Genomic DNA, 25,604 nt, shown 5'->3' with positions numbered 1-25,604 from the left:
TGCGGGGCACGGCGGGGTGCGGTGGGTCTGTCCGAGGTTCGGATTTCTGCGTCATTGCGTCATGTGCGTCATGCGGGCTCTTGACCTGCGGGTTTTGCATGACGCAGGGGTGGGGGTCTGCGTCATGGCTGCGTCATGGGCTGCGTCACGGATGACGCAGCCCATGACGCACATGACGCAGCATGACGCAGGGTTTTCCGTCTGCGTCATGGTCGTTCTCGCTGGTGGAGGGCGGTTTTTCGGCTCGCATGACGCACATGACGCAGCGCTTTCCCTGTTAGGAAAAAAGAGGGGGTGTCTGTAGTCGCCTGGGCGGGTCTCAGGGCGTGAGGAAGGAGCCGCTTCGCGGCGCGACCTTCAGGCGGGCCAGGGCCCGAACAGCAAGAGGAGCACCCCGTCGCGGCGGCGGTGCTCTTCTTGCTTGTCCGCATGTGCCGGGTTGGTCAGAACGCTTGCTGTTGTTCGGCGGGCGGCGGTGTGGTGGGTCGGGCCATTTCGAGGTAGCGGCCTTCGAAGGTGCGGCCGGTGTCGATGAGGACGCCTCGGGCGGCAAGGGTGGGCTGGAGGCGTTTGAGGCGGTCGGAGAGGACTTTGCCGGTGGTGGGCCAGCCTTTGGGCAGGGGGCGCAGTTCGTCGCCGTTGTAGAGGCGGCTGAGGCAGTGCAGCCATTGGGTTGAGGTCATCTGCTGGGCGGTGCCCGGTTCGATGGTCTCGGCGTGCTTGAGGACGGTCTGGGCGAGGAGATCTCCCTCGATCACGTCGTCGTTGAGGTCGTCCAGACTGGCCCGGTAGGCGCCCAGCGCTCCGAGACCGGCGGCAGCGTCGAGCTGCGCGCACAGGTGCGCGAAGTCGGCCATCCGCAGGTCGGTGGGGGTCTCTGCCTGAACCGATCGGACCTTGACGGTGAGGTCCAGCAGCGACCCGAGCACGACGGGCAGTACCTCCGCGTACTCGGCCCACAGTTCCGCCTCGGTGCGGCGGACGCGGGGGCGTTCCAGGCGGAGCGGGAGGAGGCGTTCGGCGAGGTCGGGGCGGATGACTCCGACGTCGATGCCGGTCAGGAGCAGGGGGCGGCGGTAGCGGGCGCGGAACACGTCCCCGTCGGTGAACAGGGCACGCTTGACGCTTTCGGCGCCGGTGACGATGCAGCACATGGCGTCGGACAGGTCCGGGGTCATGTGGGACAGGTTGTCCAGGGCGGTGACCCATCCGGCCGCTACCGCCGCGATGAGGTTCTCCTCGTCTTTGGGGGCGCGGCGCAGGTCTCCGGTCATGCCCTCGATGATGCGGATGAGCATCCGGCCGCCGGTGGACTTGCCCGCGCCCTGGGGGCCGGTGAGGAACGGGGCGGGGACGGGCACGGACGGCCCGAGACACCCGATGAGCCAGGCGATGGCCAGGCATTCGGTCTCGGCGTTGGCGAAGTTGCACAGTCTGAGCAGCAGGTCGATGCCCTTGCCGTCGGTGTCCTTGACCGGCAGGGGGAGTTCTCCGGTGAGCTGCGTTCGGCGCCAGCACACTTCGCGAGGGTCGGGGACGGTGATGTCCCACCCGGTGGGATGGATACGGATCGACCGGCCATCATTGCGGCCCAGGTCCAGCCATGTCGCCCCGTCGAATCCGGGGGCCACGCGGATGTGGACCGGCTGCACGTCCTCGGTCAGCGCGAGCGCCTCGATCAGGTCCAACGCTTCCTTGAGCGCGGTCCCGTTGAACACGCCGCGCCCGTCGCGGAACAGGCCGACCATGAGTTCCTGGCGGTGGCTGCCGGTAGTGCCCTGCGAGCGGATGGGGCGGGCCACCGGGTGGGAGTTCTTCTGCGCGTACACGGTCCCCTCGGCGGTGCGGAAGTACCGGAAGTGCGCTTGCGCGTAGTCGGTGATGACCTCGCGGGCGGGGTTCTTCTCGTCGTCCGACACGGCTACACCCCCAGCCGTGCGCGGGCGTTGGTCCACGCGTCGGTGCAGTGCCGGGCCGACTCGCCCTTGGTCTGCGCGGCGCTGAACAGGCGCGTGATGTGGTCCTCGGTGAGGCAGCCGCACCGGCCGTGCGCGGACAGCACCGCGAGAAACGTGGCGTAGACGGTGGAGTGGACCGCGCTGGTGGCCTCGGTGATGCGCTGCTCGGCCATGGCAACGCCACGTTCCAGGAAGGCGGGCGTGCGGTGCCGGCACATCCCACCCCCGGTGAGCGCGGGCACCGTGACACTCGCCGGCCGGACGGCGTGAGGCTTCTTCACGACCAGCGCGCGCACGGCGTCCGGCAGGGTCGTCATGGTGCCGGTTCCGGGTCCGAGCCACCGGGCGTAAGCCATGGTGGACTTGATGTCTACCCCGGGCCGCACGGCGTTGGCCGACTGCATGGCGCCCCGGTAGAGCCAGTGCTCACCGCGCGTCGTCCGCACGGTCCGGGTGGCGGGCAGGTGCTCGCGGGCCCACGCGACGGCTTCCGCGTGGTCGAGATCCACGACGGTGAGACCGGCGCCGCCGGGGTGGTAGGCCACCGCTGCGGCCTCCCGCCAGGCGGAGCCCCAAGGGCGGGAGGTGATGACGGCGGGATCGGTGGTGGCCGCAGCCCATCCGTGGCAGGGGTGCGGGCAGGTGCAGGGGCCGGGCGTCTTCATGTTCGGCCGGCCACCACACGCGTTTCCGGTGCAGGTCGGGCAGTTCCCGAACGGCACCTTCCCCACCCGCAACGACAGAACGGGGACGGCACCGGCTGCGAGGCGCAGAGCGTTGCGCAGGTGCTCGCTCATGCCGCCACCCCCGCCCTGATCTGTGCGAGGAACGCGCGGCCGATGAAGTGGGTGTAGGCGGGTGGGATGGCTTCGGTCAGTTCCTCGCGCACGTCGGTCCAGGTGATGCCCATGGCGGTCTGCAACTCCGCAACGGTGGGCTTGCCGCCGCCGTTGCCGTAGGCGGCGACGTACGGGCCGTCGTAGAACATGCCGTGCCGGTATCCGCGCACCCGTCCCCGGTGCTGCACGTGTACTGGCTGCGCGACGGTGCAGCGGCCCAACTCGAAGTTACGGTGCCGGATGACACCGAGACCGAACATCTCTCCGCACAGGGTCAGATCCTTGCGGATCTCGGCCTGTCCGTTGGGCTGCTCGATCACGTAGGGCAGGCCGGTGGCGTCCAACAGGGTACGGGTGTCGGCGACCAGATCCTCATGGTCCCCGCCCCACCCACGGGAGTTGTTCGTGCCCACGGTGAGGCTGCATTTGCCCTGGCAGGGCGGCGACGCGTGCACCATCGCGTAACGGTGGATGTGACCGGTGGCGATCAGATGAGCGAGGCGTTCCAGCGCATCGGCGCGTGTGAAGGTGAATGGGTAGTTGGGGCGGTCGGTGTGGTCGATGCCGTCGACATCGAATCCGGCTCGGTGGTAGCCGGTGGCGGCGCCGCCGGCGCAGCAGAACAAGTCCAGCAGGCGCGGCCGGTTCGGCCGTCGCCGGATGGCGTCGGGATCGGTCATGCTGGTGGTTCTCCTGTCCCTTCGGGGATGGGTGGAGGACCGTGGCGGCGGATTGTCCTTGGTCGGGAGCCGTCGCCACGGGTCTGGTCAGCCTGTGCAGAGCCACGTGAGGGGGATGGCCCCCGGGGTTCCCGGGGCGAGGCTGAACGCGGCTTGCCAGTCGTTGAACTCGTCAGGGGTGAAGATCGCGTAGCCGTGCAGGACTTCCCGCAGGAGCCCGCCGGTCGGCCCGCAGCGCGCGGTGAGGGTGTGGTCGGTGTAGGTGGCGTGGGCGTGGGCGAGGAACGCCGCGAGCGCCCGGCGGGGTTCCTGGTGCCCGAGGGTCAGCCAGGTGTCGTCTTCGTCGCCCCAGCGCATGACGGGAAGGCCACAGTGGGTGGTCATGTGCGGCGCGAGGTCGGCGGCGGTCAGAGCTGTGGTCGGTGGCCGGGCGGTGCTGGGATGCGTCATGCGGCGGTCTCCTTGAACGCGTCGATGTGGTCGAGCGCCGGGTCGTGGCAGGGCCAGCACTCGCCGAGGGAGGTGGGGATGACGTATCCGCGATCCATCCGGCAGGTGGGGCAGGTGCGGCGGGCGCGCATCATCGCGGCGTGCGAGCGCCAGCGGCCCGGGGTCATGGGCTGGACGGGGCGGGCGGTGGCGGGGTCGTAGAGGTAGGCGATGCGCCATCCGCCGCAGTGGCGGGCCTTGCGGGAGCGCCAGTGGATCTCTGCGACGACTTCGGCGCCAGCGGCGCTCAGGCCGTGCTGCCGGAGCTGAGCGCGGGTCATCAGGCCGTGCGGGGCGAGGCGGTAGCGGTACACGGGCAGGGTCACAGCGTCGTTCCTTCCTGACGCCGGAGTGGTGACTGTGCGTGCAGGGAGGGAGGCAGGGGCCACCCCGGGACCTGTGTTTCCGGGGGTTTCCGCAGGTCGCGGAGGGGTGGCTCCCTGCCTCCCTGAGTGAGCGTTGCCGCTGCTCAGGTCAGGGAGGCGGGTCAGGGAGGGGGTGAGGGAGTTCTCCCTGCCACCCTGGACGCCTCACTTTACTCTCCGTGACTTTCGGCGCTGTCAGCGTCCCGCACGGCGAGCGCGGTACGGACCTTGGTCCGGTCCACGACCATCACGCCGTCGGACTTGTGCGGGGCCGCGCCGACCGGTTCCAGCACCTCGCGCAGGTCCCCGAACTTCCAACCCCGGTACTCGGTGGGCCGCAGTTCGGCGAGGCGCTGCAACACCTCCTGCGTGCGCATCCGGTCGGCGTCAGCGAGCACGGCGGCGATGTCGGCGAGCGCGTCCACCTGCTCTCCGGTGTCGACCGCCGCGCGGGTGGTCACCCCGGTACGCCGGGACTTGGCCCGGTCGGCGATCTCAGCGGCGGCGGTGCCGTCGATGAAGTGGGTCCGGACGGTGATGCTGCTCTGCCCGGGGGCGAGCTTCACGCCGTCGCCGGCCACCACGACGGTGCCCTTGTCCAGGCCCTGGCGGAGCTTGTGGGGGGCGGCGCCGCCGTCGATGGCCTTGTCTCCCAGCGCCATCCGCGCCTGTGACTCGGTGCCGAGCACGAGCGAGGCGCGGATGTGGGCGCCTTCCCGGACGAGCTTGGGGAGGTTCTGGTCGGTGGGGTCCTGGGTGCCCTGCCACAGCAGCACGTCGACCGCGCGGCCCTGGTTGTGGATCTTCCGCGCGGCCTGGAAGTACCGGGACGTGGCCTTGGTGCCGCCGTACGGCCGCTTGTCGGGTCCGACCGCCGGGCACATGAACGCCACCTGCGCTTCGTCCACCAGCAGGATCAGCGGGTCCCAGCGGGTGCCGGCCGGGGCCATCAGGCGCCGCTCCATCTCGGCAACGCCCTCTTCGAGCATCTCGGTGGCGTCGATGACCCGCTCATCGGTGGGGCCCTCGATCAGGACCGTGGCCAGCCCGGTGAACATCCGCCAGTCGCCAACGCCCTTGAGGTCGGCGATGCGGACTTCCACGGTCGGGTCGAGCACCAGCCACAGCAGCAGCGCCCGCAGGCTCGCGGTCTTGCCCTGGTTGGACAGACCAGTGATAAGCAGGTGGCGTTGGAACAGGCTGATCAGCGCGGCGTCCCCGCGCAAGTCCTGTCCCCACGGGGCCCGACCGGTCGCGTAGTTGCCGGACAGGTCCGTGTCGATGGCCAGAGGGGACGGGCCGATGGGCTCGTCCAGCGCCCCGGAGTCCGCGATCCACAGGCGCACGGTGCGCGCGGCTTGGGGGATGCTGATGAACACCTCGTGCTCATGCCGCCCCAGGTTCTCCGCCAGCTTCCGGCGCCGTCCCTGGACTTCCTCCGTCGACACCCCGGAGGGCAGGGTCACGTCGACCTCGACACCGCATCCGGCGATCCGGATGGGTCCGAGCATCGCGGCGCCGTTGTCCTCCATCGCGCGGATCGCTCCGCGCAGTGCGGCGATGCCCAGGTCACGCAGGGCGGTAACGACGATGGACGGGGTGATCGGGGCACCGTCGTTGGAACGCTGCACTGCCGGGAGCGCCCACTGGGGTGCGGCCTGCCCGCGCCGGCCGGTGTTCCACAGCCCGAACAGGACCAGCCAGGGGGCGAGGAAGACGGCCGGGCCCCACACGATCGACGCCAGCCATACCAGCGTGCGCACGGCGTCGATGGTGAACGCCATCGGGGCGATGACCTGCGACACGTCGCGCTCGGCGAACGCCAGCACGGTGCCCAGGGCGAGCAGGCCGCCGGCGGTGGTGGCGGTGCCGGCCATGGCGGCTTTGGCGATGCGCTGCGGTGCGGCGAGCAGGTCCATGCGCCGCTGGTGGCGGGCGGCGCGGAACTGCCGGCCCCGCTCTTCCCACTCCATCGCGGTCTCGTGCTGCCCTGCGGCTTCGGCGATACGGATCATCCGCTCGTAGCGGGCGGCGGACCGGCCGTCCCACGTCCGCTTGGCGAGGATGCCCGCACCGCCGGCCACGTAGGCGCCGTGCCGGGCCGCCGCGCGGGCGGCGGTGCGGGTGCGCTGGTCGGTGGCGACCACCCGCACTGTGCGGGCGGTGCGCCGCCACAACGGAGCTGGGGCGGGCGCAGCCGTGCCGGCCGGGAGGATTGCGCCTTCCAGCACTTCGCGCGGCGGTGCGGCGGGCGGAGCATCGTGGCTTTTGGTCAAATCGGGTGTGGATTTGGGCCGGTACGCGTCCAGGTCGATGACTTCGGTCATGCTGGGGTTACCTGCTCTCTGATGTGAGGTGCGGGGCCCGGACCGGCCGGTGTCTTGGCGGATAGGCGGCCGGTCCGGGGCGGAGCTACTTGGCGTCCTGATCAGCGCGCTTGCGGGCGCCGTCCAGGACGCGGTCCAACTTGGCCTGGAGGTCGGTCTGGTCGACCTCTTCACCGGCCAGAGCGCGTTTGGCCATACGCGCGATCAGCCACGCGGCCTTGGCGGCTTCACCCCCGGTGAGGGGCGGGTCGTCAGGGTGGGTGCGAATCATGGGGGTCACCGCTTCCTGATGTCGCGGTAGATGCCGTAGACCACCAGCGCCACCAGCGCGATGCACGCCGATGCGATAGCCAGTGCGACAGCGGCGAACGCGACCGTGACCATGAGCATGGAGCCACCGGCGCCGATGGCCAGCCACTTGCCGGCCGTGCCCGCGCCGGACTGCTGCGGAACGACCACGAGCGCCGCCGGGGCGGTGTGCTGTTGTGCCTGGATGATCTGGGCGGCCTGGATCGCGGCGAGGAACACCGCGAACTGCTCGCCCTGCTTCGCGGCTTCGACCGCTTCGGCGGACGCCTTGCTGATGTCGGTCATGAGCAGGTCTCCCGTTCTCACCGGGCCGCAGCGGAGTCGGCGTGCTGGTCGGTGTCGACCAGGTGCAGGGGCGTTGGGGCGGTGCGTTCGGCGCGCAGGGCGTCGCGGAGCGTCCGGCCGTTGGCGGACGAGGTGTGGACGGCCCGGCGGATCGCCTCGCCGGTCAGCGCGTCGTCCGACCAGTCGGCGGTTGCCTGCCGTGCCTCGGTGAGCAGTTGATCGGGGGTGCGGGTCGGTCGGGGCGTTCGGGCGACCTTCGGGACCGGGCCGGTCGGGCGACGCGGACCGGACGGGGCAGCCACGGCCGGCGCGGGAAGCGGCGCCGGGTCGGCCGACTTCGGCACGGGCGAATCCACGGGCCTAGGCGCGGTGGGGGGAGCCGACTCCCGCAGGTCAGACCCCAACCGATTTACGGTAGAGGAGATGATCTGATCCTCATTTGTGACCGGCGCGGGCCGGTGATGGAGAACCTTGGCCACCAGGTCGGAGCCGAAGAAAATCGACCCGACCGGCAGCGAGGTGGCCAGCAGCACCAGCGCCCAGTTGGCCGGGCCGTAGTCGACCAGGTGCAGCCGACCGGCGGCGTGTGCGTGCAGGGCGGGGACCAGACCGTGCACGTAGTTCAAGACCAGGGAGGCGGCGGTGTAGCCGGCCAGCACCCGCAGCGCGAACTTCCGGTCCGGGCCGGTCAGGACCAGCGTCGCCACCAGCGCGAGGGCCATCAGGCCGTCGACCACGAACGGGTAGAGCAGGGCGGCGGTCGAGTCCGCGCCGACCGTGCTGGCGATGTCGCGCAACGCGTTCCAGGACACCCGGAACGCCAGCCCGACCACGACCACCAGCGCCGTGACCAGAAGAACCTTGGCCGTCCCCTTCATGCCGCACCGCCGATCACGATCGCGGCGGCGATCAGCAGCAGCACACCAGCGACACAGGTCAGGTCGACCGCCCACCGCAGGTGCGTGAACTTGCCGACCGCGATCCGCGACAGCACCGCGATGTGCTCGGCCCGGTCGTCACCGGAAAGGTCAGCGGTCACCTGCTCAGCCGCGAGGGTCGCCCACCGGGGGAACCCGACCGGCCGCCCGCCGCCCAGGTTCGGGCGCACCGCCCACAGCAGCACACCGGCCGCACCGGCCAGCATCAGCACCGCCGCGCCACCGATCAGCAGCACCGCCAGCGGCAGGCGCCGGCCGGACGCCACCGCCCACACACCGGCCAGCAGCGCACCGACGAACGCCAGTAACAGCGAAGCCTTGGTGTCCGTGCGGCTGATCTCGGCTTTCACGTCCGCGCGAGCGGCATCCAGGTTCGCATCCGTGCGGGCAGTGACCGCACCCGAGGTCGGTTCGGTGGTGATCATGCCGCCAGCCCCTTCCTGCCCGACCGGCAGCGAACCACCGTGGCGGGGCGCGGCGCCGGGGCGAGGTGCAGCAGCTCCGGCATGGTCCGGCCGATCGTCTCCACCGCCAGCGCGGTGGTGCGGTCGACCATGCCCGGGTCGTCGGCGAGGATGTCCCGGGCCGCCGCCTCACGCACCGCCCGGTCCTGCTCGCTCTCGCCCTCGACGCCCAGCCACAGGTCCAGCGGGGTGCCCAGCGCGAGTTCGATGAACTCGTCTGTACTCAAGGCCCGATGGGGCCCAACGAAGTCGTACACGGGTCGTCTCCTGACGAAGTGGTGGAGGAACCCGGAACGGCGGAATGTCCTTGGTCGGGAGCCGCCGAACCAGGCAAGCGGGTGGTGCAAGTGCCCCGGGCCGGATCTGATCCGGCGCCCTCACGGCGTGGATACCGGGGCTGACGTGCATGTCTCCTTCGGGGACACGAGCCCCCGTTTGAGGCGTGTGGAGACGGCCTTTCGGCCTAAGCCCTCCGGTTGACCAGGGGTCCGGGTCCCTCGGCCTGATCTGTCCCAGGCCCCTTCACCACGGCCTGCCAAGCGGAGCCGGCATGCCGAGGTTCCGCGCCCGCCGGTCGGCTGCACCGACCGGCGGGCACATGCCTAGGGTTCCCTAGGGTTCCATGCGGTGTCAAGCGGTAAGGTAGGGAACCTCAGGGATGTTGCGAGAGGAGCAGTCGTCATGGCAGGCCAGGCCAGCAATCGGGCGCCATACGCGAGGATTGCCGCGCACTACGCGGAGCTGATCTCGTCTGGTCAGCTAGAGCCGGGATCGCTTTTGCCGAGCATCAAGAACCTCGCGGAAGAGTGGAAAGTCAGCACCGCGACAGCCGAGAAGGCGCTGCGCAAGCTCCGCAATGACGGGCTTGTGCAGGGCATTCACGGTATCGGGACGGAGGTCCTGGACAGGCCGGGGCCGATGTCCTCGGGTGCTCAGCGCCTGGACCGGGGACGCCGTACCGGGTCTAGCTGGGGGGATGGCGAGAAGTCCGATTCGCATCAGGCAGCCGTCGTCCCTGCGCCCGCCGATGTGGCGCAAGCGCTCGATATGGAGACCAGCGCCGATGTGATCCGCCGCAGCCGGGTCTACCGGGATCGGCACGGCATCGTGGCTCACAGCACGTCGTGGATTCCCGCTCGCTACGGCAAGCTGGTCCCCCAGCTAGCAGCCAGTGAGCGCCTTGCAGGTGGGACATCCCTGCAACTCATCACTGAAGCGACCGGTCACCCGATCAGTCATCGCATCGACACAGCATCAGCACGCACACTTACCCGAGAGGACGCGCGCCTACTGGAGCTTGACCCCGATGACTTCCCCTCGGAACCGGTGGTGGTGATGACCGCGAAGTTCTTGGACACCGAGGGTGACATCGTTGAGTACGGCGTGGACCTTGGTGGTCCGGGCCGCACGTGGCGCACTGAATCGGAGGTCTCCCCGTGATCGCTCCTCGTCCACCATTCTGCGTCCTGATGGTAGGGCTGCCCGGTTCCGGCAAGACCACCCTGTCGCGCGTGCTCACCGGTCGAGGGTTCGTGCGGTTGTGCCCGGACGAAGAGATGTACCGCCGGCACGGTGTCTACGGCGTGGACTTCCCTCGCGGCACCTTCCCCGCTCTTGAAAGGCCAGTCCTCGAAGACGTGGCTGCCGAGCTGAGGGAGCAACTTAAGGCGGGGTACGACGTCGTAGTGGACCACGGCTTCTGGACCCCGGAGGACCGAGCCAGATGGCAAACTGTTGCCGTCGATGCTGGCGCCATCCCAGTGCTTGTCTACCTCGCGGTCAGCCACGATGAGCTGTGGGCAAGGGTCAGCAAGCGCAACGACTTTCACAAAGGCGATCCGAATTCTATCTATTTCTCGGAGAGCGACCTCAAGCGCTACCGCAACCGGTTCGTCCCGCCCCAGACAGATGAACCGCACCTCCTGTACGAGGGTGACGCTTCGGCCTTGCTGGCGGTGCTGGACGCCGCAAGCCCCCGAAGTATGGAGCGCTAAGCCACAGGTCAGGTCAAACGGGGGACCCTCTTCCAACGCCCCGCGAACCCTTCAGGATCGCTTACAATTTCCGGGCGCGAATTTCAGCCCGAATGAAGCTATTGAACCAGTCGTAGTCGCCTTGGCTGACTCACGGGGGACTCTTCTTGGTCGATCACCGATGTTGCCATAAGGCCAAACACCCAAGTGTTCAACTCGCCAATAGAAGTATTTAGTTCATTTGCAATGTGGAGTGGCCTTACGCCGTCTTCCCATAGGGAGCTAAAAACTTTCTGCAAAAGCATTGAGGCTTCACGGGGGGAATCTCCGGGTTCGGCAGTTCGGAATCCAAGTCGTCCGAGTTCAATGACGGACTGCCTGTATTGCCAGTCTGTGATCCTGCCGAGCGAGTGCAGGCGGTAAGTCAAGGCTAGGGCAGACACGTTCCAGTGCTTCTTAAGCCTTATGATTTGATCCGTAGTAGGGCTCTCTGGGATTCGTGACGCGATGCTTCGGCGTGGCATTAGAAGATTGGATGCAAAATCGTCTGCTTCCTTTTCTGCGGCCCGAGTCCGAACTCCGGACTCATCGTCGCAATGCATGATGAGATGTCCGAGTTCGTGTGCGACATCGAATCTGCTGCGTGCTGCTGATTTCAACGTGTTGAGAAAGATATAGGGTCGGCCATCACGCCAGAACGAGAATGCGTCAACCTCTTTGTACTCTGGGGCGAGGGAAAAAACTCTGACTCCGTGTGCTTCAACCAAGTGAATCATATTCCGAATCGAAGCATTTTCGCCCATATGCCAAGCTGACCGCAAGTAATCTGCATTCAGTGCCGGAGTCATTTTCCTTCCTGGAGTTGGGATTTGCACGACAGGTAGACTGAAAAATTCATCCATCCAATTGCTGAACTCTACAGCTAGGCGTGACTCCGACAAGGCGGCGTCACGAATGTATGCTGAAAGTTTACTGCGAGCGCGAAAGCTCACGGATGCTGGGTCGATTTCATCAATCTCGGGAGCCGAAAAGAAAGAAATCGGAAAGTCTAGAACTTCCGCGATCTTTTGCAGAGTTTGAAATGTTGGCTGCTGCCGATCGTGTTCATAGTTCGAAATACTTTGGCTGCTCACGCCAACCCGATCGCCAAGCTCAACAAGTGTCATGGCGCGACGCTTGCGAGCGAGGGTCAATCGGGATGGCGTGAACATTTACCCGTCTTTCTGTCTGGGTCGTCAGGGCTTCCGCTTCTCGACGGGCACATCGGAGGGCGGACCAAATCCATCATTGGGATCATTGCCGCTACCACCGAACTCCTCGCCGTCAACGGAGTAGGGTTCCATCGGGAGAATGCGGTCATACCAGTCCTTCACGTACCCCTTGGCGTTCAGGCGCTCGGGGAGCGAGACTTCGTGCCGGATCTCCTTCAGCTCTTGATCAAAATAGACCAGCATGAGCCAGAGGTTGTAGCCGGCCAGCTCGTCCGGCTCCTCCTCCACCTGGAAGGCGGAGCGCTCAAGGAGGGCGATCTGGCCAAGTGGGTCATTGCGTCCCACCAGCTTCTTGGTGAGCTCCCCCTTGGGGTACCGCGAGCTCGGCTGAAGCTTTCCCGACCTGCGTCCGGTCATCTGGTTGCCGCTCGTCACGCCTAGGGCCACTCGCGTGCGGTCGTTGAGCATGATGGGGAGCACTCCCGCCAGGTCGATGCGGCGCCAGTCGTTCACACCGTCCATCTGCCGGCTCAGGCTCGTGACAAGCCCGTTGTAGGCGTAGATGCCAGGTGCGATCTTGGCGGCGTGTTCTTTCGAACACAGGCTCCGCTCCGTGTTGCTCGCCCCCAGGGCTTGGCGCAGCGTGCCCCCTTCGAGACCGAGGCCGACAAGCCGTGCCTCGTACTCTCGGGCGTCACCTGCTGCTAGCGGTTCGATCATCCTGCCTCCAAGGCGCTTAGGGAATCAGTCCCTCGGATGAGGGTCCGAAACCATAAGTCACCCTACAGGGCTGCACCGACAGTCAGCGTTGTGACAGTGTATTCAAACATGCGTTCCTATATCTAGGCCCTGCTCGCAAGGCCGAAGTTCGGCAACCGTGACATCAGCGGTGACATCAACGTGGGCGCACGTCGATGCGCACGGACGCTCTTCGTGACCGTTCGGCCGTCCTGTGGGTACCGGTGGTAGCGACTTGCCAAGGACCGCACACCCGCCTACGGATCAGAAGGTTGCAGGTTCGAATCCTGCCGAGTGCACAGCACGCCAGAGGCCCCTGCGGAGTCATCCGCAGGGGCCTCTGCTTTATGCCTTGACGGCAGTGACGGCGACGCCCTCGGAGGAGAGGGCGCGGATCGGTCACACGGTTACCTGTACACCGGCCGTGTCCTCGTCATCGTCCGGCTTGTCGCCGTCACCCCGCAAGGCATCGCCGACGCGGTCGAAGGCGGAGCGCTGGGAGTTTGCAGTGGCCTCCAGGAGTGTCCGGTATGCCGCACATGGGCGACCCAGAACCGCCGGGCGTCCGCTCACCACACGCAGTGAATACGCCTCCGGGACTTCTCCCAAAAGTTCCTGGAACGGCATGGAACGCCAGAAAACACGGTACCGACCACCGACAACACCTCCCAGCAGATTTGCCTCCGCCACCGCACCGGGCCGTGCGGCTTCCCGTCGTCCGTGGGGAGCGATACGACCGAGCCCCCGGAGCGCCACGCTGCTCATCTGGAAGCCGCTCGCACTCCCGGGGCATCTCGGCCATATGGGTGATGAGCCGTCAAATTCGTTGTGACGTAGCCACTCTGCTGGCTTTACTTGCCTCATCCGCTCCCGGTGGGCCGCCCATTTTCCCGGAGCAGCACTCGGCATGAACCCCGGTTATGGGGCTGCGAAGGCACAAGCCCGGTGCTGTGCAACGCCTGAGCCTCCTGCCGCGCCCAGCATGTCGCCCGCCGACCTGCCCATGATCCCGGCGGACCCCCTCTCACCACCGACCGCGAACGCAGGCCCGTCCGCGTGGTCCCCGCACGTCCTCGCACACACCCGCGTCGAACGAAGGGCACAGCCATGCCTATCTCCCCCAACCAGGGATCAACCGGTGGCGGCACCGTCGTCACCATCACCGGCACCAACCTGAGCGGCGCCAGCGCCGTGCGCTTCGGTACGAAGCTGGCCACCATCACGGCCAACACGCCCACCTCGGTCACGGTCACCTCTCCCTCCGGCGCCGGCACGGTCCCGGTCACGGTGACCACCCCCGGCGGCACCAGCAACCCGCTGTCGTTCTTCTACGTCGGCGCGCCGTTCAAGTCCAACATCAGCCCGACCTCCGGCGTCACCGCCGGCGGCGACACCGTCACCATCAACGGCACCGGCCTGTCCACCGCGACCTCGGTGCACTTCGGCGCGGCCACCGCGACCCCGACCGTGATCAGCGACGCCCAGCTCACCGTGACCGCCCCGGCCGGCGCAGCCGCCGGCCCGGTCGGCGTCAGCGTCACCACCGCCGGCGGCACCAACAACGGCCTCACCTACACCTACGTCGACGGCCCCACCGTCACCACGCTGAACCCGACCTCCGGGCCGCCCACCGGTGGAACCGCGGTGACCATCACCGGCACCGGCTTCACCACCACACAGTCGGTCACCTTCGCCGGCGTCCCAGCCCCGTTCACCGTCGTCAACGACACCACCCTCGCCGTCGTCAGCCCGCCCACCCCGGACGGCCAGCCCGGCCCCGCCAGCGTCGTCGTGACCACCAGCGGAGGCACCGCCGCAGGCGACTTCACCTACGTCAACGGCCCCGGCATCTGACCCTCCCGGCACACCCGCCCAGGCCAGCAGCTCCCCTTGCCCGGGCGGGTTCAGATCAGTCCAACGGATGCCGCTCAGGCCACGCCGGGCCATCCACAGACGGGCACCACACCCTTCACAGCCGGGACCCGTCTGTGAACCGGTCGCCCTGCCCACGCTGAGCATCCGCTGCACAAGGCCGCCCGATTCCACCGCACCTGTCCCATGCCCAGCAGTACCGGCGTACGTACCTCGTAGCCGAGAGGCTGTTCAGAGTTTCTTTACTGGATCAAGGCGGCCCGCTGGCGCGGACCACGCACGACGGCGCAGCCGAGGTGCCATCAAGACCCGCAGGGCTGCCGCATACGAGTGCCCAGGGTAGAACGGACCCGAGCTGGCCAGCGGCTACAAACAGATCAGCTGCGCGGGTGACCATTGGGTTCCTGGTGGAGTCGTGTCGCTCAGGGCCGGGTGCCGGGAACCGCTGTGCTCACCCGGTCGGTTCCTTCTCGCCCGGACTGTGGTGGACGTTCCAGTCCTCCCGGGCCGCGATCAGGGCGGGCAGCACCTCGTTGTCGAAGCGGTCCGCCTGCGCCCGGAGCTTGGCCGAGAACTTCACGAGGCCGTCGGGATCGAGGTCGGCGATCCAGCAGTCCGCGGTGATGTTGATGTTGACGGTGGGGACGCGGGAGTCGGGGTCTTCGGCGTATGGGTGGCAGTCGATGCTGCCGAACAGCACTTGTTCATCGGCCGCTTGCCCGTTCCGGTCAGCGGTGAGGACGCAGGCGGTCTGTCCCTCGAACTCGGCGTAGTGGCTGATGTTGCTGAGCCGGACGCCCAGTCGTTCGACGGGTACGTCGGCTTCGCTGGGGTCCGTGGCGGCCCACGCGGGCAGATAGCCGGTGACGGTGGGGCCGGTCGTGGTGGCGATCCTCCACTGTCGACCCGGACTGCGTAATGCGGCGCGGGTTCCGGCGGGAGCGGGGAAGGGGGGAGTGCTGATCATCTACGTGTTCCTTCTCATTCGGGTGGATGACGACCGCATGCCAAGGGCGAGGGCCGGTGTCAGACAGAAGGGGCGCCAGCGCCCCCGGGCGGGTCGGCCAGTTCCCAGCTGTGCCCGCCGGGATGCCCCAGGAACTCGGAGCAGGCGTCCTCGTGCATGCCGACCGTGCAGTCCGGGATCTCGATGACCGCGTTGGGAGGACCGTCGCCCCAGAGGGCCCACAGGGTTCCCGCCTCGGGACCGCGCAGGTTCAGCGCGGCGCCGTAGTGCACCGGGCTCTCGTGCGCCTCGATCGCGCAGACGAGCGTGGCGAACACGTCCTCGCGGGTGTATGCGTACTGGTCGTCCGCCCGTGCCAGGTCCAGCACCGTACGGACCAGGCCGTCCGGCAACAGGCTCTGCCGACCGCAGATGAAGCGCTGCGTGCGTTGAAGGGACATGTCCCCCAACTCCTCAAGTTCTTGGTGCGGTGCGAGAGAGATCAACGGCGATGGCCGGGCCGCTCGGCAACCCACGGAGCGCGGCGAGCTCAGCCGGCACGATGACTTCGGTCCAGCCCGTCAGGAGCGCCGAGCCGCGTTCCCCGATCCCTCGGGCACCTCGCGGGTGAGCAGGCCCCATACCTGTTTGCCCGAGGGCAGGAAATCGGTGCCCCAGCGCTCGGTCAGGCCGCGCACGAGGGCCAGACCGCGCCCGCGCTCGTCGTCGGGGCAGGCGACTCGGGGCTGGGGTGGAGCGGGCGACCGGTCTTCCACAGCGATCCGTACGCTGCCAGGCGGCGGAGCCCCCAAGCCTGGCAGCAGGCGGCTCGGAGGATGCTTCCGCCGGACGGCATGCCTCCTCGTCGAGGGGCTCCCGCATGGCCCTGGTGACCATCGGGCGTGCTCGGCACGATCGGGGTGCGCCGGTCAGTACGCTCCGCCATTCGGCTGATATGCCGTCAGGATCATTGTCGAGTTTCCGCCCGGATGGGTTACTGAAGACTCACCCGGCGGGCCGCCCATTCCTCCCTGGGGAGCGTGGCAGCCGGCACCCAATCGCCGTCTGTCTCAGACACAGACGAAGACAGCATTTGATGATGTTCTGTCGCGATGGGCCGCATGCAGAGGGATCTGGATCCATCAGCCGATGCCTGTTCCAGGATCCGGGGAGGCTGCTCCCGCCGCTTTCGACTAACCGTTTTCGGCCGCGCGGATTCTCCAGGGAGCACGATCATGTCCATGTCCCCGAACCAGGGGTCCACCGGCGGTGGCACCCTGGTCACCTTCACCGGTACGAACCTCGCCGGGGCCACCGCGGTGACGTTCGGTACCAAGCCGGCTACCGGCGTCACCCAGGTCTCGCCGACACAGGTGACCGCGATCTCCCCGGCCGGCTCCGGCACGGTCGGCGTGACGGTGACCACCGTCGGCGGCATCAGCAACCCGGTCCCGTTCTTCTACGTGGACTCACCGTTCCTGTGCTCCCTGAGCGCGGCCTCCGGACCTCTGGCCGGGGGCGGCACGATCACCATCACCGGCGTCAAGCTCTCTACCGCCACAAGCGTGCGCTTCGGCGCCAACTCCGCGGTCCCGACGGTCGTCTCCGACCGCCAGCTCACTGTCACCGTGCCGGCGGGGGCCGCCGTCGGCCCTGTCGCGGTGAGCGTCATCACCCCGGGCGGCACGAGCAACAGCCTGACCTACACCTACGTCGGTCTACCCACGGCCACCGCGATCTCGCCCATCACCGGTACGTCCGCCGGAGGCACCGCCTTCACCCTCACCGGCACGAACCTCGTGGGCGCCGGCGTCACCTTCAACGGGGTGCCGGCCACGGCGATCTCCGTCAACCCGGCGGGAACCTCGCTGACCGGTACCACCCCGGCCGGCACCTCTGGCAACGCCTCACCCCGGGCGGCACGAGCAACAGCCTGACCTACACCTACGTCGGTCTACCCACGGCCACCGCGATCTCGCCCATCACCGGTACGTCCGCCGGAGGCACCGCCTTCACCCTCACCGGCACGAACCTCGTGGGCGCCGGCGTCACCTTCAACGGGGTGCCGGCCACGGCGATCTCCGTCAACCCGGCGGGAACCTCGCTGACCGGTACCACCCCGGCCGGTACCCCCGGCAACGCCACCGTCCAGGTCACCACCCCGGGCGGCAGTGCGACGGTTCCCGGCGGATTCACCTACGTCCTGCGGCGCGTCTACGTCAGCAACGCTTTCTCGAACACCGTCTCGGTGATCAGCACCGCCACCAACGCCGTCCTCACCACCGTCACCGTCGGCAACAACCCGAGCGGGATCGCGGTCTCCCCGAACGACACCCGAGCCTACGTCGCCAACTCCGGGGCGAGCACCGTCTCGGTGATCAATACCGCCACCAACACCAGTACCGGCACCCCCATCGCCGTCGGTACCAATCCACGCCGCGTGGCCATCACGCCGGACGGCGCCCGTGCCTACGTCACCAACTCCGGTTCCACCACGGTCTCGGTGATCGCCACCGCAACCAATACCGTCACGAGCACCATCACGTCCGGCGCCGCCCCGTACGGCGTGGACATCACGCCGGACGGCACCCGTGCCTACGTCACCAACTCCGGTTCCACCACGGTCTCGGTGATCGCCACCGCGACCAACACCGTCACGAGCACCATCACGGTCGGCACCACCCCGCGTAGCGTGGCGATCACGCCGGACGGCACCCGTGCCTACGTCACCAACAACGGCTCCAACACTGTCTCGGTGATCACCACCGCGACCAACACCGTCACGAGCACCATCACGGTCGGCGCTGGCCCGCACGGGATCGCTATCACCCCGGATGGCACCCGCGCCTATGTCACCAACAACACCGCCGGGACGGTGTCAGTGATCGACACCGCCACTAACACCGTCACCGGCTCGCCGATCACCGTCGGCGCGAATCCATACGGCGTGGCGATCATCCCGGACGGCACCCGTGCCTACGTCGCCAACCAAGGCTCGAACACGGTGTCGGTGATCACCACCGCCACCAACACCACCAGCTCCATCACCGCCGGCACCGGCCCGTTCGGCGTGGCAGCCGCCTGACCGCCCGACGCGGCCAGCCCCCCAGAAATCAGCCATCGGGTGTGCGACACGTGCTCGACGCCGACGGGCACGCGTTCTCCGCGTACGCGGCTTCGGCCGGCGACAGCTTCCTGGTGCGCCCGGACGGTCACCTTGCCTGACGGCCGCGGTCGTCGAGTTCGGCCGGGAGGTGGTGGTGGCGGAGGCGGGTGAAGGCGGTGGGGGTGGGGCGGTGGGGGAGGAAGTCGCGGATGCGTAGGGCGCATTCGTAGGGGGTCGCCGTGCTGGTGTCGCACTCCAGGTCGTAGTCGCCGTGGGCGTGGACCCGGGTGTGCTGGTACGCCGCGAGGCCCGGCGGGCGGTCGCCGCGGAGCTGTTCGCGGCGGGTCAGTTCGTCCAGGGGGCAGCGGACGCCGACGAAGAGGACGTTCTCAGGTCGCAGTACGGTCAGGCAGTCGAGCAGGCGCCAGGGCTCGCTGAGCACGTGGTCGACCACGATGTCGTTGCCCGCCTCGGCCATGGCCGCGATCGAACGGTGGAAGCCCATCCTGGTCCGTCGCAGCGCGGCATCGAGCTCCTCGGCTTCGAGCGCCCGCTTGGTGCGCATCGCGTTGAAGTCGTCGACCGCCATGTGGAAGAAGACCCCGTCGTCCAGGACGTTCAGCAGTTCCCGGGCGATGCTCGACTTCCCCGAGCTGGAGGTGCCGTTGAGAAAGACGATCCGTCCGGGTGCCATACCGGGATGGTCACATGGGGCGGAGTCTCGCTGATCGCCGGGGCCCGGCGGGGGCATGGAGATGGACGACTCGCTGCCCGGGGCGGCTGTGCGGGAGGTCAAGGAAGAGACAGGCCTTGAGGTGGAGATCACCGGGCTTGTCGGTACGTACACCGATCCTCGGCACGTGATCGCATACGCGGATGGTGAGGTCCGCCGCCAGCTCAACGTCTGCTTCACCGCCCGCGTCACTGGCGGGGAACTGGCCATTTCCGAAGAGTCCACCGAGCTCCGATTCGTGCCCCGCGATGAGATCGACGCGCTCCCGATGCATCACACGCGGCGGCTGAGGCTGCGCCACTTTTTCGAGGGCCGTGACCGGCCCTATCTGGGCTGAGTCCTGGCGGCAACCTGGGTGGCGGGAACCGGGGTGGCGAGGTCGGTGGGATGGGGAGTCAGGGGCTGCCCATGGTGCGGAGGGATTTGGTGACCACGGCCAGGTGGTGGGAGGTGGCCCAGGCGCGCCAGTACGTGGCGGTGGCTGCCTTGGGGCGTCCCTGGCGGGCGCACAGAGCTATCTCGGCGTCGCCCCAGGACAGCTTCTCGCCGAGGGCGGGCCAGTCTGCCGAGTGTACGAGGGACTGGCAGATGGTGAAGAAGTCGTTGTTGCCCGGGAGTTCGCCGGGGGCGACGTGGACGAGCCAGGCGTCGGCGACGGTGTAGCGGAGGTGCGGAATGGCCCCCCGGCCGGCGCGGACCGGCGGGACGGGGTGGCTGACGCCGTAGTCGGCGAACTCCGGGAATTCGCCGTCGATGCTCCCGGCGAGCTTGCGCCACAAGGCCGCGTCCCAGCGGGGCAGGAGGTTGGGATGGCCACGGGGGAGCGCTCTGATCGAGCGCGGGAACGCGCCTGAGGCCGCCACCACGCTGCGCCAAGGCCGCGTACGGGCCCAGCGTAAGGTGTCCCGCAGCAGGGGGACCGCTTCCGTCAAAGCGGTGTCGCCCGGCACGTAGCCGGCGTCCAGTACGACGTCGACGCTCTCCGGGGGCAGGCACAAGCGGTCCAGAGCGGCGCGGACCACGCGTTCCAGGTCCCGAGGGTCCGACGGGCCGGCGAAGAGATCGAGCCTGAGCACGGCTCCCCTACCGTGGGCACGCTGTACGTCGCGAATCTCGCGGAGCGCGCCGGGCGGATCGTCCGGGCGGAAAACCGGGATCAGCGGAAGCAGCCACGCGCCGAACGCCTCACTCAGCCAGTTCATCGAATGGCCGGTCCACAAGCCGCCCACCGGTCCCGCCCGCCACAGGGCTCCGCAATCCACCCCGACGACCAGCCCTTTCGGCAGGTGACGGCAGGCGTGCTTCACGAATGTCTCCAGGACATCGCGCACGCGGCTGTCATCGACGACGACTTCCAGCACCGGGTGGACGTCGGCCTGTACCTCGGGAGCCATCTCGCCGAGCGCGAGGAATTCGCCCAGCTTGCCTTTCAGGATCGGCATGTACGCCATCGCCGCCCCAACGATTCGCGCGCACCCGTCCCTCCGTACGAGGGCTCACCACTCAGCGTGAGCTTTCGACGCGGCGGCCGACAGATCAAAAACCGGACATCGTGCTCGAAGTCCGACGGCTGCGGGCGACTCGCATCTCGCGCCCGGCCACCTCGGGTAATCACGGTGCTCCCAGGGGGTTGGGCAGCGGGGCGTCCGCGGAGGGGGCGGTGGGGGTGAGTGGGGGGTTTGGGGGATAATGGGAGGTTAGGGAGGATAAATCCGGGGTGTGGTGGAAAGCCGTTGAGGGGTGAAAGGTGGGACGATGCTACGTATGGACCGAGAAGAAGCCCGTCGCGTAGCCGTCGCGCATTTCACCGATGACGGCACCCAGAACGCGGGGTGGACGATTACTGGTCCGACCTCGCAGGCCATCACCACGTTGACCGGGGAACGGGCCGCGCTGGTGTTCAAGTTCCGGCCGCCGGTCACGGACGCCTGGACGCGGCGGTCGTCGCCGATGAGCGTCGCCGTCGACGTCGAGACGGGCGTACCGCAGACGCTCGAGTGAGGACCGGGGTCTCGGACCCCGACCCTGCGACCCCGTACGCCACACCCCCCGTGCCTGGCGACCCGCCGCGCGGCAGCCCCCCGGCGGGCTCGGCCCGAGCGCCAGCAGGCCACCCCCCGGCGGGCTCGGCCCGAGTGACGCAGGCACCCCTGGTCAACCTCCGGCGCCCTTCGCCGGCCGCCCCCCCGGGCAGTCCTGCCGGTCAGACCCCAGCAGCCTTCGCCGGCCAACCCCCGGCGGCCACTCGGGTCAAAGCTCAACCGCCCCCTCACCCCTCCGCGTTCGCCTCCATGCACGTCAAGTCGATGTCATCCAGCACCGCCTCATTCGTGCGGCCCGACAACTTCGCGTCCTGCTCGATGAGTACGGCCGCCCAGCCGGTCAGGCTCATCGTCAGGATGCGGAGGCCGTCCGTGCCGTACTCCGCCAGGACACGGTCCGCGGTGTCCAGTGCCTGCTCCGGGATGCGTTCGGCCGGTTCCAGGCCGACGACCTGGCGCAGCAGGTCGACCGTGGTCCGGGAGATCACCGGCGTGAGCGCCGCGAGCCGGCGTTCCTCTTCCTTGTCCACCTGTGGCTCTCCCCTCGGCCTTCGGCCTGGCTGTTGGCCCTCGACTACGAAGCGTGCTGACTCCATCACAGCAGAAGGCCGGTGGCGGCGGCAGCGGATTCGGCGTTCTGGCCCCCGATGACAACCCGGGCGCGCGGCGACCCGCACAGTTCGAGCAGCCGTCCCTGCGCGGCCGTGCACTCCAGGGTCACGCCGCGACCGAGCCGCAACAGCGCCCGTACGCAGAAGGCGTCGATGAACGCCAGCCCGGTCAGGTCGATCACGGCCAGGCCCGGCTGCCGGAGCGCCCGTTCGAAAGCGCCCCTGGTGGCCAGGTCCGCGTCCCCGGTCAGCCGCAGCGCGTCCCCCTCCCGGCGGGCGTAAAGGCTGCCGGGGACCGGCAGGACGCTCAACGGGTGCGCGGCCCGCACCTGTCGCAGCACCTGGTCGCGGGTGCCACCCGTCCCCCGCCCGGGCGGCCCGTCCGGCACCCGGTCCGGTCCGTACCCCCCGCGGTCGTACTCGCAGACGCCGGTGAGGCCCAACTTCGCCAGCAGGCCGGTCATCGCGGCCTCGTACGCCGCCAACTCCCCGCCGTCCACGTCGGCTCCGACCGCCCACGTCATGTCGCCTGCCGCGCGCAGCCCGGTGAAGCCGTGGGCGAGCGTCTCGCCGGAGACCTTCGTCCAGTGCCGGATCCGGGCGGCTACGTCGAGACCGCGCCCGCGTACGTAACCGGGCTGGACATCGATCACCTCGACGTGGCCGCCGGGCCGGGCGGACCCGGGACGGCGGATGGGCGCCTCCGCCCCGGCCGACGGTCCCGCCGCCGGCACGCCGAAGGCGGCCAGCCGCTCGATCGCCTCCTTCGCCGGGGTGCCGGGGCCGGGGAAGAACATCACGCGCTCACCGCGGGCCAGGCCCACGGTGGCGAAGGCGGCCCGCAGCGCCCACCGGTCCTCGTGGCCGTCGAACCACACACAGGCGTGATCGCCCCGGCCCAGCGTCTCGACGGCGGCCATCCGGGGCGGCCGCGGTTCGGCCGGCTCATGGACTATCGCCGCCTCGGCGATCGGGTCGGGCCGCTTCCCGCGTGTCTGCTCGCCGATGGTCTTTCCCGCCATACCGATGAACGTACGCCGGGACGTGCGCCGGCCGAGGCGGCCGACCGCTTATCTCCCGGCCGTGGCCGCAACTGACCAGCCATGACCGGAAAATGTCCGCTTCCTCGGGGCGGGTGACCGAGTCTCCCCGCGTGGATTCTCAGACGTTTCACAGAATCGGCCAAGACTCCTTTCATAGCGGGCCCACAGGGTGGTCAGCATGCCTTCCACCTCACCGTTCACCGGTACCGCGAGCACCCAGGCCCCCGCCCAGCGCCAGGCCCCGGCCCATCCCATGGCTCCGGCCCACCCCACGGCCCCGCACCCCATTGCCCCGCCCCTCGGCCAGCCCCCCGCCGCCGCCGCGACCGCCACCCCCGCCGACCTCGCCCGCCCCGACGGCTCCCCCGTCCGCGTGCTGGTCGTGGACGACGAGACCCCCCTCGCCGATCTGCTCTCGATGGCGCTGCGCTACGAGGGCTGGCAGGTCCGTACCGAGGCCGACGGCGCCAGCGCCCTGCGTGCGGCCCGCGAGTCCCGCCCCGACGCGGTCGTCCTCGACGTGATGCTGCCCGACATGGACGGCCTGGAGGTGCTGGCCCGACTGCGCCGCGAGACCCCGGACGTACCGGTGCTCTTCCTGACCGCGAAGGACGCGGTGGAGGACCGGATCGCCGGCCTCACCGCCGGCGGTGACGACTACGTGACCAAGCCCTTCAGCCTGGAGGAGGTGGTGGCCCGGCTGCGCGGTCTGCTGCGCCGCTCGGGCGCCGCCGCCGCCCGCAACGAGTCGCTGCTCGTCGTCGGCGACCTCGTGCTCAACGAGGACAGCCACGAGGTCAGCCGCGGCGACACCAACATCCACCTGACGGCCACCGAGTTCGAGCTGCTGCGCTACCTGATGCGCAACCCGCGCCGCGTGCTCAGCAAGGCGCAGATCCTCGACCGCGTCTGGAGCTACGACTTCGGCGGCCAGGCCAACGTCGTCGAGCTCTACATCTCCTACCTGCGGCGCAAGATCGACGTCGGCCGCCCGCCGATGATCCACACCCGGCGCGGCGCCGGCTATCTGATCAAGCCCGGCGAAGCGGTGTGATGCGGCGGGACCGCCAGAGCCACCCGGTTCGGGAGCACCAGGCCCGCGTCCCCCGGCGCTGGTCCCTGCGCCGACGGCTCGTGCTGTCCTGCGTGGCGCTGGTCGCCGCGGTCTGCTCGGTGATCGGCGTGGTCACCATCTTCGCCCTGCACGACTTCCTCTACGGCCAGCTCGACGGCAAGGTACGGGAGTTGGCGGCGCGGGCCGGGCCGCGTGTGCCCGGCCAAGGTGGTCCCGGCGGCCCGGGAGGCCCCGTTCAGGGCGCCGGGCGCAGCGGCCCGCAGCTCCCCCGCCCCGGCAGCCTCGACCCGCTCGAATTCCTCCTCGGCGGCGGGCAGCCGGGTGAGACGGTCGGCGCCGTGCTCACCCCCGGCGGCGCGATCGGCCATGCCGCGGTCAGCGCCACCAGCAACGGCAGCCTCGGCCTGGTCGCCGACGACCTCACCACCACCCAGGCCGCCGTCTTCACCCGGGTGCCGCTCGACGGCGCCCCGCACACCCTGCACGTCCCCGGCCTCGGCGACTACCGGGTGGAGTCCGCGCTGCCCGCGGCGAGCGGCACCACCACGCTCGTCGGCCTCTCCGTCGCGGGGGCGCACGACACCATGACCACCCTGGTGTGGGTCGAGGTCTCCGTCACCGTGGCGGGACTCGTCGCCGCCGGACTGGCCGGCGCCGCCCTGATGAGGATCGTCCTGCAACCACTGCGCCGGGTGGCCGGCACCGCCACCCGGGTCTCCGAACTGCCGCTGCACAGCGGCGAGGTGGCGCTGCTCGAACGCGTCCCCGACACCGACACCGACCCGCGCACCGAGGTCGGCCAGGTCGGCGCCGCCCTCAACCGCATGCTGGGGCACGTCGGTTCGGCGCTGCACGCCCGGCAGGAGAGCGAGACCCGGGTCCGGCGCTTCGTCGCCGACGCCAGCCACGAACTGCGCACCCCGCTCGCCTCGATCCGCGGCTACGCCGAACTCACCCGCAGGGGACGGGAGTCGATCGGGTCTGACACCCAACACGCGCTGGGCCGGATCGAGTCGGAGGCGAAGCGGACGACCACGCTCGTCGACGACCTGCTGTTGCTCGCCCGATTGGACGCGGGCCGGCCGCTCGACCTCACCGTCACCGATCTGTCCCCGCTGGTGGTGGACGCGGTGAGCGACGCCCGCGCGGCCGGCCACGACCACCACTGGCGGCTCGACCTGCCCGACGATCCCGCCACGGTCAGCGGCGATCCGCAGCGGCTGCACCAGGTGCTCACCAATCTGCTGGCCAACGCGCGCACCCACACCCCGCCGGGATCCACCGTCACCGCCCGGGTGATACGGCGGGGGCCCGGCATCCTGCTCCAGGTCGAGGACGACGGGCCCGGCGTCCCCGAGCCGCTGCGCGGACACGTCTTCGAACGGTTCGCCCGCGGTGACGCGTCCCGGTCGAGGTCCGCCGGGCCGTCAGGGGCGACCGGGTCCACCGGGCTCGGCCTCGCCATCGTGCACTCGGTGGTCAGCGCGCACGGCGGCCAGGTGGCGGTCGAAAGCGCCCCGGGCCGTACGGTGTTCACGGTCACGCTGCCCGCCGCGCACTCACAGCCCGCGCCCAGGTACGCCATACGGTCGTGACAGCG

The 25,604-nt window shown here is 69.2% G+C and carries 28 protein-coding genes and 1 pseudogene; 9 read left to right on the top strand and 20 right to left on the bottom strand.

Annotated features, from left to right (window positions below; translation table 11 throughout):
* Window positions 1-443: 443 nt before the first annotated feature.
* From OG519_RS16145 to OG519_RS16095, 11 genes are all read right to left on the bottom strand, one after another.
* The gene (locus OG519_RS16145) at window positions 444-1,919 is read right to left on the bottom strand and encodes an ATP-binding protein (protein WP_405583850.1); all 1,476 of its coding nucleotides are present in this window, start codon (window positions 1,917-1,919) and stop codon (window positions 444-446) included.
* Between the two features lie 2 nt (window positions 1,920-1,921).
* Entirely contained in the window at window positions 1,922-2,755 is an 834-nt protein-coding gene (locus tag OG519_RS16140) for a bifunctional DNA primase/polymerase (RefSeq protein ID WP_405583848.1), read from the bottom strand.
* Window positions 2,752-3,477 (bottom strand): DNA methylase, encoded by a 726-nt coding sequence (locus OG519_RS16135; RefSeq protein WP_405583846.1) that lies wholly within the window; start codon window positions 3,475-3,477, stop codon window positions 2,752-2,754. Before OG519_RS16135 ends, OG519_RS16140 begins: the two co-directional genes overlap by 4 nt.
* Before the next feature lie 87 nt (window positions 3,478-3,564).
* Complete coding sequence (locus OG519_RS16130) at window positions 3,565-3,927, bottom strand: hypothetical protein (protein WP_405583844.1); 363 nt, start codon at window positions 3,925-3,927, stop codon at window positions 3,565-3,567.
* Entirely contained in the window at window positions 3,924-4,292 is a 369-nt protein-coding gene (locus OG519_RS16125; RefSeq protein ID WP_405583842.1) for an RRQRL motif-containing zinc-binding protein, read from the bottom strand. The genes OG519_RS16130 and OG519_RS16125 overlap by 4 nt, the downstream gene beginning before the upstream one ends.
* 209 nt (window positions 4,293-4,501) lie before the next feature.
* Window positions 4,502-6,658, bottom strand: a complete 2,157-nt coding sequence (locus OG519_RS16120) for an ATP-binding protein (protein WP_405583840.1) — start codon at window positions 6,656-6,658, stop codon at window positions 4,502-4,504.
* Window positions 6,659-6,743: 85 nt separating this feature from the next.
* On the bottom strand, window positions 6,744-6,929 hold the full coding sequence (locus OG519_RS16115) for a DUF6257 family protein (protein ID WP_405592759.1): 186 nt from the start codon (window positions 6,927-6,929) through the stop codon (window positions 6,744-6,746).
* 5 nt (window positions 6,930-6,934) lie between these two features.
* On the bottom strand, window positions 6,935-7,252 hold the full coding sequence (locus OG519_RS16110) for a hypothetical protein (protein ID WP_405583838.1): 318 nt from the start codon (window positions 7,250-7,252) through the stop codon (window positions 6,935-6,937).
* Between the two features lie 17 nt (window positions 7,253-7,269).
* Complete coding sequence (locus OG519_RS16105; protein ID WP_405583836.1) at window positions 7,270-8,130, bottom strand: DUF2637 domain-containing protein; 861 nt, start codon at window positions 8,128-8,130, stop codon at window positions 7,270-7,272.
* Window positions 8,127-8,615, bottom strand: a complete 489-nt coding sequence (locus OG519_RS16100) for a Pycsar system effector family protein (RefSeq protein ID WP_405583834.1) — start codon at window positions 8,613-8,615, stop codon at window positions 8,127-8,129. Before OG519_RS16100 ends, OG519_RS16105 begins: the two co-directional genes overlap by 4 nt.
* Window positions 8,612-8,881, bottom strand: coding sequence for a hypothetical protein (locus tag OG519_RS16095; protein WP_405583832.1), 270 nt, complete (start codon window positions 8,879-8,881; stop codon window positions 8,612-8,614). Before OG519_RS16095 ends, OG519_RS16100 begins: the two co-directional genes overlap by 4 nt.
* Before the next feature lie 454 nt (window positions 8,882-9,335).
* On the opposite strand from OG519_RS16095, the gene OG519_RS16090 reads away from it, so the two are divergent.
* Together OG519_RS16090 and OG519_RS16085 are read left to right on the top strand one after the other, a co-directional pair.
* Window positions 9,336-10,094, top strand: a complete 759-nt coding sequence (locus OG519_RS16090) for a GntR family transcriptional regulator (RefSeq protein ID WP_405583830.1) — start codon at window positions 9,336-9,338, stop codon at window positions 10,092-10,094.
* Complete coding sequence (locus tag OG519_RS16085) at window positions 10,091-10,648, top strand: AAA family ATPase (protein ID WP_405583829.1); 558 nt, start codon at window positions 10,091-10,093, stop codon at window positions 10,646-10,648. Before OG519_RS16090 ends, OG519_RS16085 begins: the two co-directional genes overlap by 4 nt.
* 98 nt (window positions 10,649-10,746) lie before the next feature.
* Here OG519_RS16085 and OG519_RS16080 read toward each other — a convergent pair whose 3' ends face one another.
* The gene (locus OG519_RS16080) at window positions 10,747-11,838 is read right to left on the bottom strand and encodes a helix-turn-helix domain-containing protein (protein ID WP_405583827.1); all 1,092 of its coding nucleotides are present in this window, start codon (window positions 11,836-11,838) and stop codon (window positions 10,747-10,749) included.
* 24 nt (window positions 11,839-11,862) lie between these two features.
* Window positions 11,863-12,558 (bottom strand): hypothetical protein, encoded by a 696-nt coding sequence (locus OG519_RS16075; RefSeq protein ID WP_405583825.1) that lies wholly within the window; start codon window positions 12,556-12,558, stop codon window positions 11,863-11,865.
* A 1,125-nt stretch (window positions 12,559-13,683) separates the two neighbouring features.
* On the opposite strand from OG519_RS16075, the gene OG519_RS16070 reads away from it, so the two are divergent.
* A complete protein-coding gene (locus tag OG519_RS16070) occupies window positions 13,684-14,430 on the top strand; it encodes an IPT/TIG domain-containing protein (protein WP_405583823.1) in 747 nt (248 codons plus the stop codon).
* A 469-nt stretch (window positions 14,431-14,899) separates the two neighbouring features.
* On the opposite strand, the gene OG519_RS16065 is transcribed toward OG519_RS16070, so the two are convergent.
* From OG519_RS16065 to OG519_RS16055, 3 genes are all read right to left on the bottom strand, one after another.
* Complete coding sequence (locus tag OG519_RS16065; RefSeq protein WP_405583821.1) at window positions 14,900-15,415, bottom strand: DUF6907 domain-containing protein; 516 nt, start codon at window positions 15,413-15,415, stop codon at window positions 14,900-14,902.
* 59 nt (window positions 15,416-15,474) lie between these two features.
* Complete coding sequence (locus tag OG519_RS16060) at window positions 15,475-15,855, bottom strand: hypothetical protein (RefSeq protein WP_405583819.1); 381 nt, start codon at window positions 15,853-15,855, stop codon at window positions 15,475-15,477.
* 120 nt (window positions 15,856-15,975) lie between these two features.
* Window positions 15,976-16,170, bottom strand: coding sequence for an ATP-binding protein (locus OG519_RS16055; RefSeq protein ID WP_405583817.1), 195 nt, complete (start codon window positions 16,168-16,170; stop codon window positions 15,976-15,978).
* Between the two features lie 459 nt (window positions 16,171-16,629).
* Here OG519_RS16055 and OG519_RS16050 point away from each other — a divergent pair, with 459 nt between their 5' ends.
* The gene (locus tag OG519_RS16050) at window positions 16,630-17,331 is read left to right on the top strand and encodes an IPT/TIG domain-containing protein (protein WP_405583815.1); all 702 of its coding nucleotides are present in this window, start codon (window positions 16,630-16,632) and stop codon (window positions 17,329-17,331) included.
* The gene (locus OG519_RS16045) at window positions 17,328-18,479 is read left to right on the top strand and encodes a beta-propeller fold lactonase family protein (RefSeq protein WP_405592757.1); all 1,152 of its coding nucleotides are present in this window, start codon (window positions 17,328-17,330) and stop codon (window positions 18,477-18,479) included. The genes OG519_RS16050 and OG519_RS16045 overlap by 4 nt, the downstream gene beginning before the upstream one ends.
* Before the next feature lie 127 nt (window positions 18,480-18,606).
* Here OG519_RS16045 and OG519_RS16040 read toward each other — a convergent pair whose 3' ends face one another.
* Entirely contained in the window at window positions 18,607-19,194 is a 588-nt protein-coding gene (locus OG519_RS16040) for a chloramphenicol phosphotransferase CPT family protein (RefSeq protein WP_405583813.1), read from the bottom strand.
* A 43-nt stretch (window positions 19,195-19,237) separates the two neighbouring features.
* Between OG519_RS16040 and OG519_RS16035 the strand changes: the two are divergent.
* Window positions 19,238-19,570: pseudogene (locus OG519_RS16035) on the top strand (NUDIX hydrolase); the annotation flags it as partial.
* Between the two features lie 58 nt (window positions 19,571-19,628).
* On the opposite strand, the gene OG519_RS16030 reads toward OG519_RS16035, so the two are convergent.
* On the bottom strand, window positions 19,629-20,675 hold the full coding sequence (locus OG519_RS16030) for a beta family protein (RefSeq protein WP_405583811.1): 1,047 nt from the start codon (window positions 20,673-20,675) through the stop codon (window positions 19,629-19,631).
* A 322-nt stretch (window positions 20,676-20,997) separates the two neighbouring features.
* Here OG519_RS16030 and OG519_RS16025 point away from each other — a divergent pair, with 322 nt between their 5' ends.
* Window positions 20,998-21,234 carry a hypothetical protein gene (locus OG519_RS16025; RefSeq protein WP_405583809.1) on the top strand — a complete coding sequence of 79 codons (237 nt, stop codon included), beginning with the start codon at window positions 20,998-21,000 and terminating at the stop codon, window positions 21,232-21,234.
* A gap of 268 nt (window positions 21,235-21,502) precedes the next feature.
* Here OG519_RS16025 and OG519_RS16020 read toward each other — a convergent pair whose 3' ends face one another.
* Together OG519_RS16020 and OG519_RS16015 are read right to left on the bottom strand one after the other, a co-directional pair.
* The gene (locus OG519_RS16020) at window positions 21,503-21,805 is read right to left on the bottom strand and encodes a hypothetical protein (RefSeq protein ID WP_405583807.1); all 303 of its coding nucleotides are present in this window, start codon (window positions 21,803-21,805) and stop codon (window positions 21,503-21,505) included.
* Window positions 21,806-21,870: 65 nt separating this feature from the next.
* The gene (locus tag OG519_RS16015; RefSeq protein WP_405583805.1) at window positions 21,871-22,908 is read right to left on the bottom strand and encodes an MEDS domain-containing protein; all 1,038 of its coding nucleotides are present in this window, start codon (window positions 22,906-22,908) and stop codon (window positions 21,871-21,873) included.
* A 199-nt stretch (window positions 22,909-23,107) separates the two neighbouring features.
* Here OG519_RS16015 and OG519_RS16010 point away from each other — a divergent pair, with 199 nt between their 5' ends.
* Entirely contained in the window at window positions 23,108-23,983 is an 876-nt protein-coding gene (locus OG519_RS16010) for a response regulator transcription factor (protein WP_405583803.1), read from the top strand.
* A complete protein-coding gene (locus tag OG519_RS16005) occupies window positions 23,983-25,599 on the top strand; it encodes an ATP-binding protein (RefSeq protein ID WP_405583801.1) in 1,617 nt (538 codons plus the stop codon). Before OG519_RS16010 ends, OG519_RS16005 begins: the two co-directional genes overlap by 1 nt.
* The last annotated feature ends 5 nt before the right edge of the window (window positions 25,600-25,604 follow it).

Source organism: Streptomyces sp. NBC_01190 (assembly GCF_045039895.1).
In the GTDB taxonomy this organism is placed as follows: domain Bacteria; phylum Actinomycetota; class Actinomycetes; order Streptomycetales; family Streptomycetaceae; genus Actinacidiphila.
This window is presented reverse-complemented; position numbering and strand designations above follow the sequence as displayed.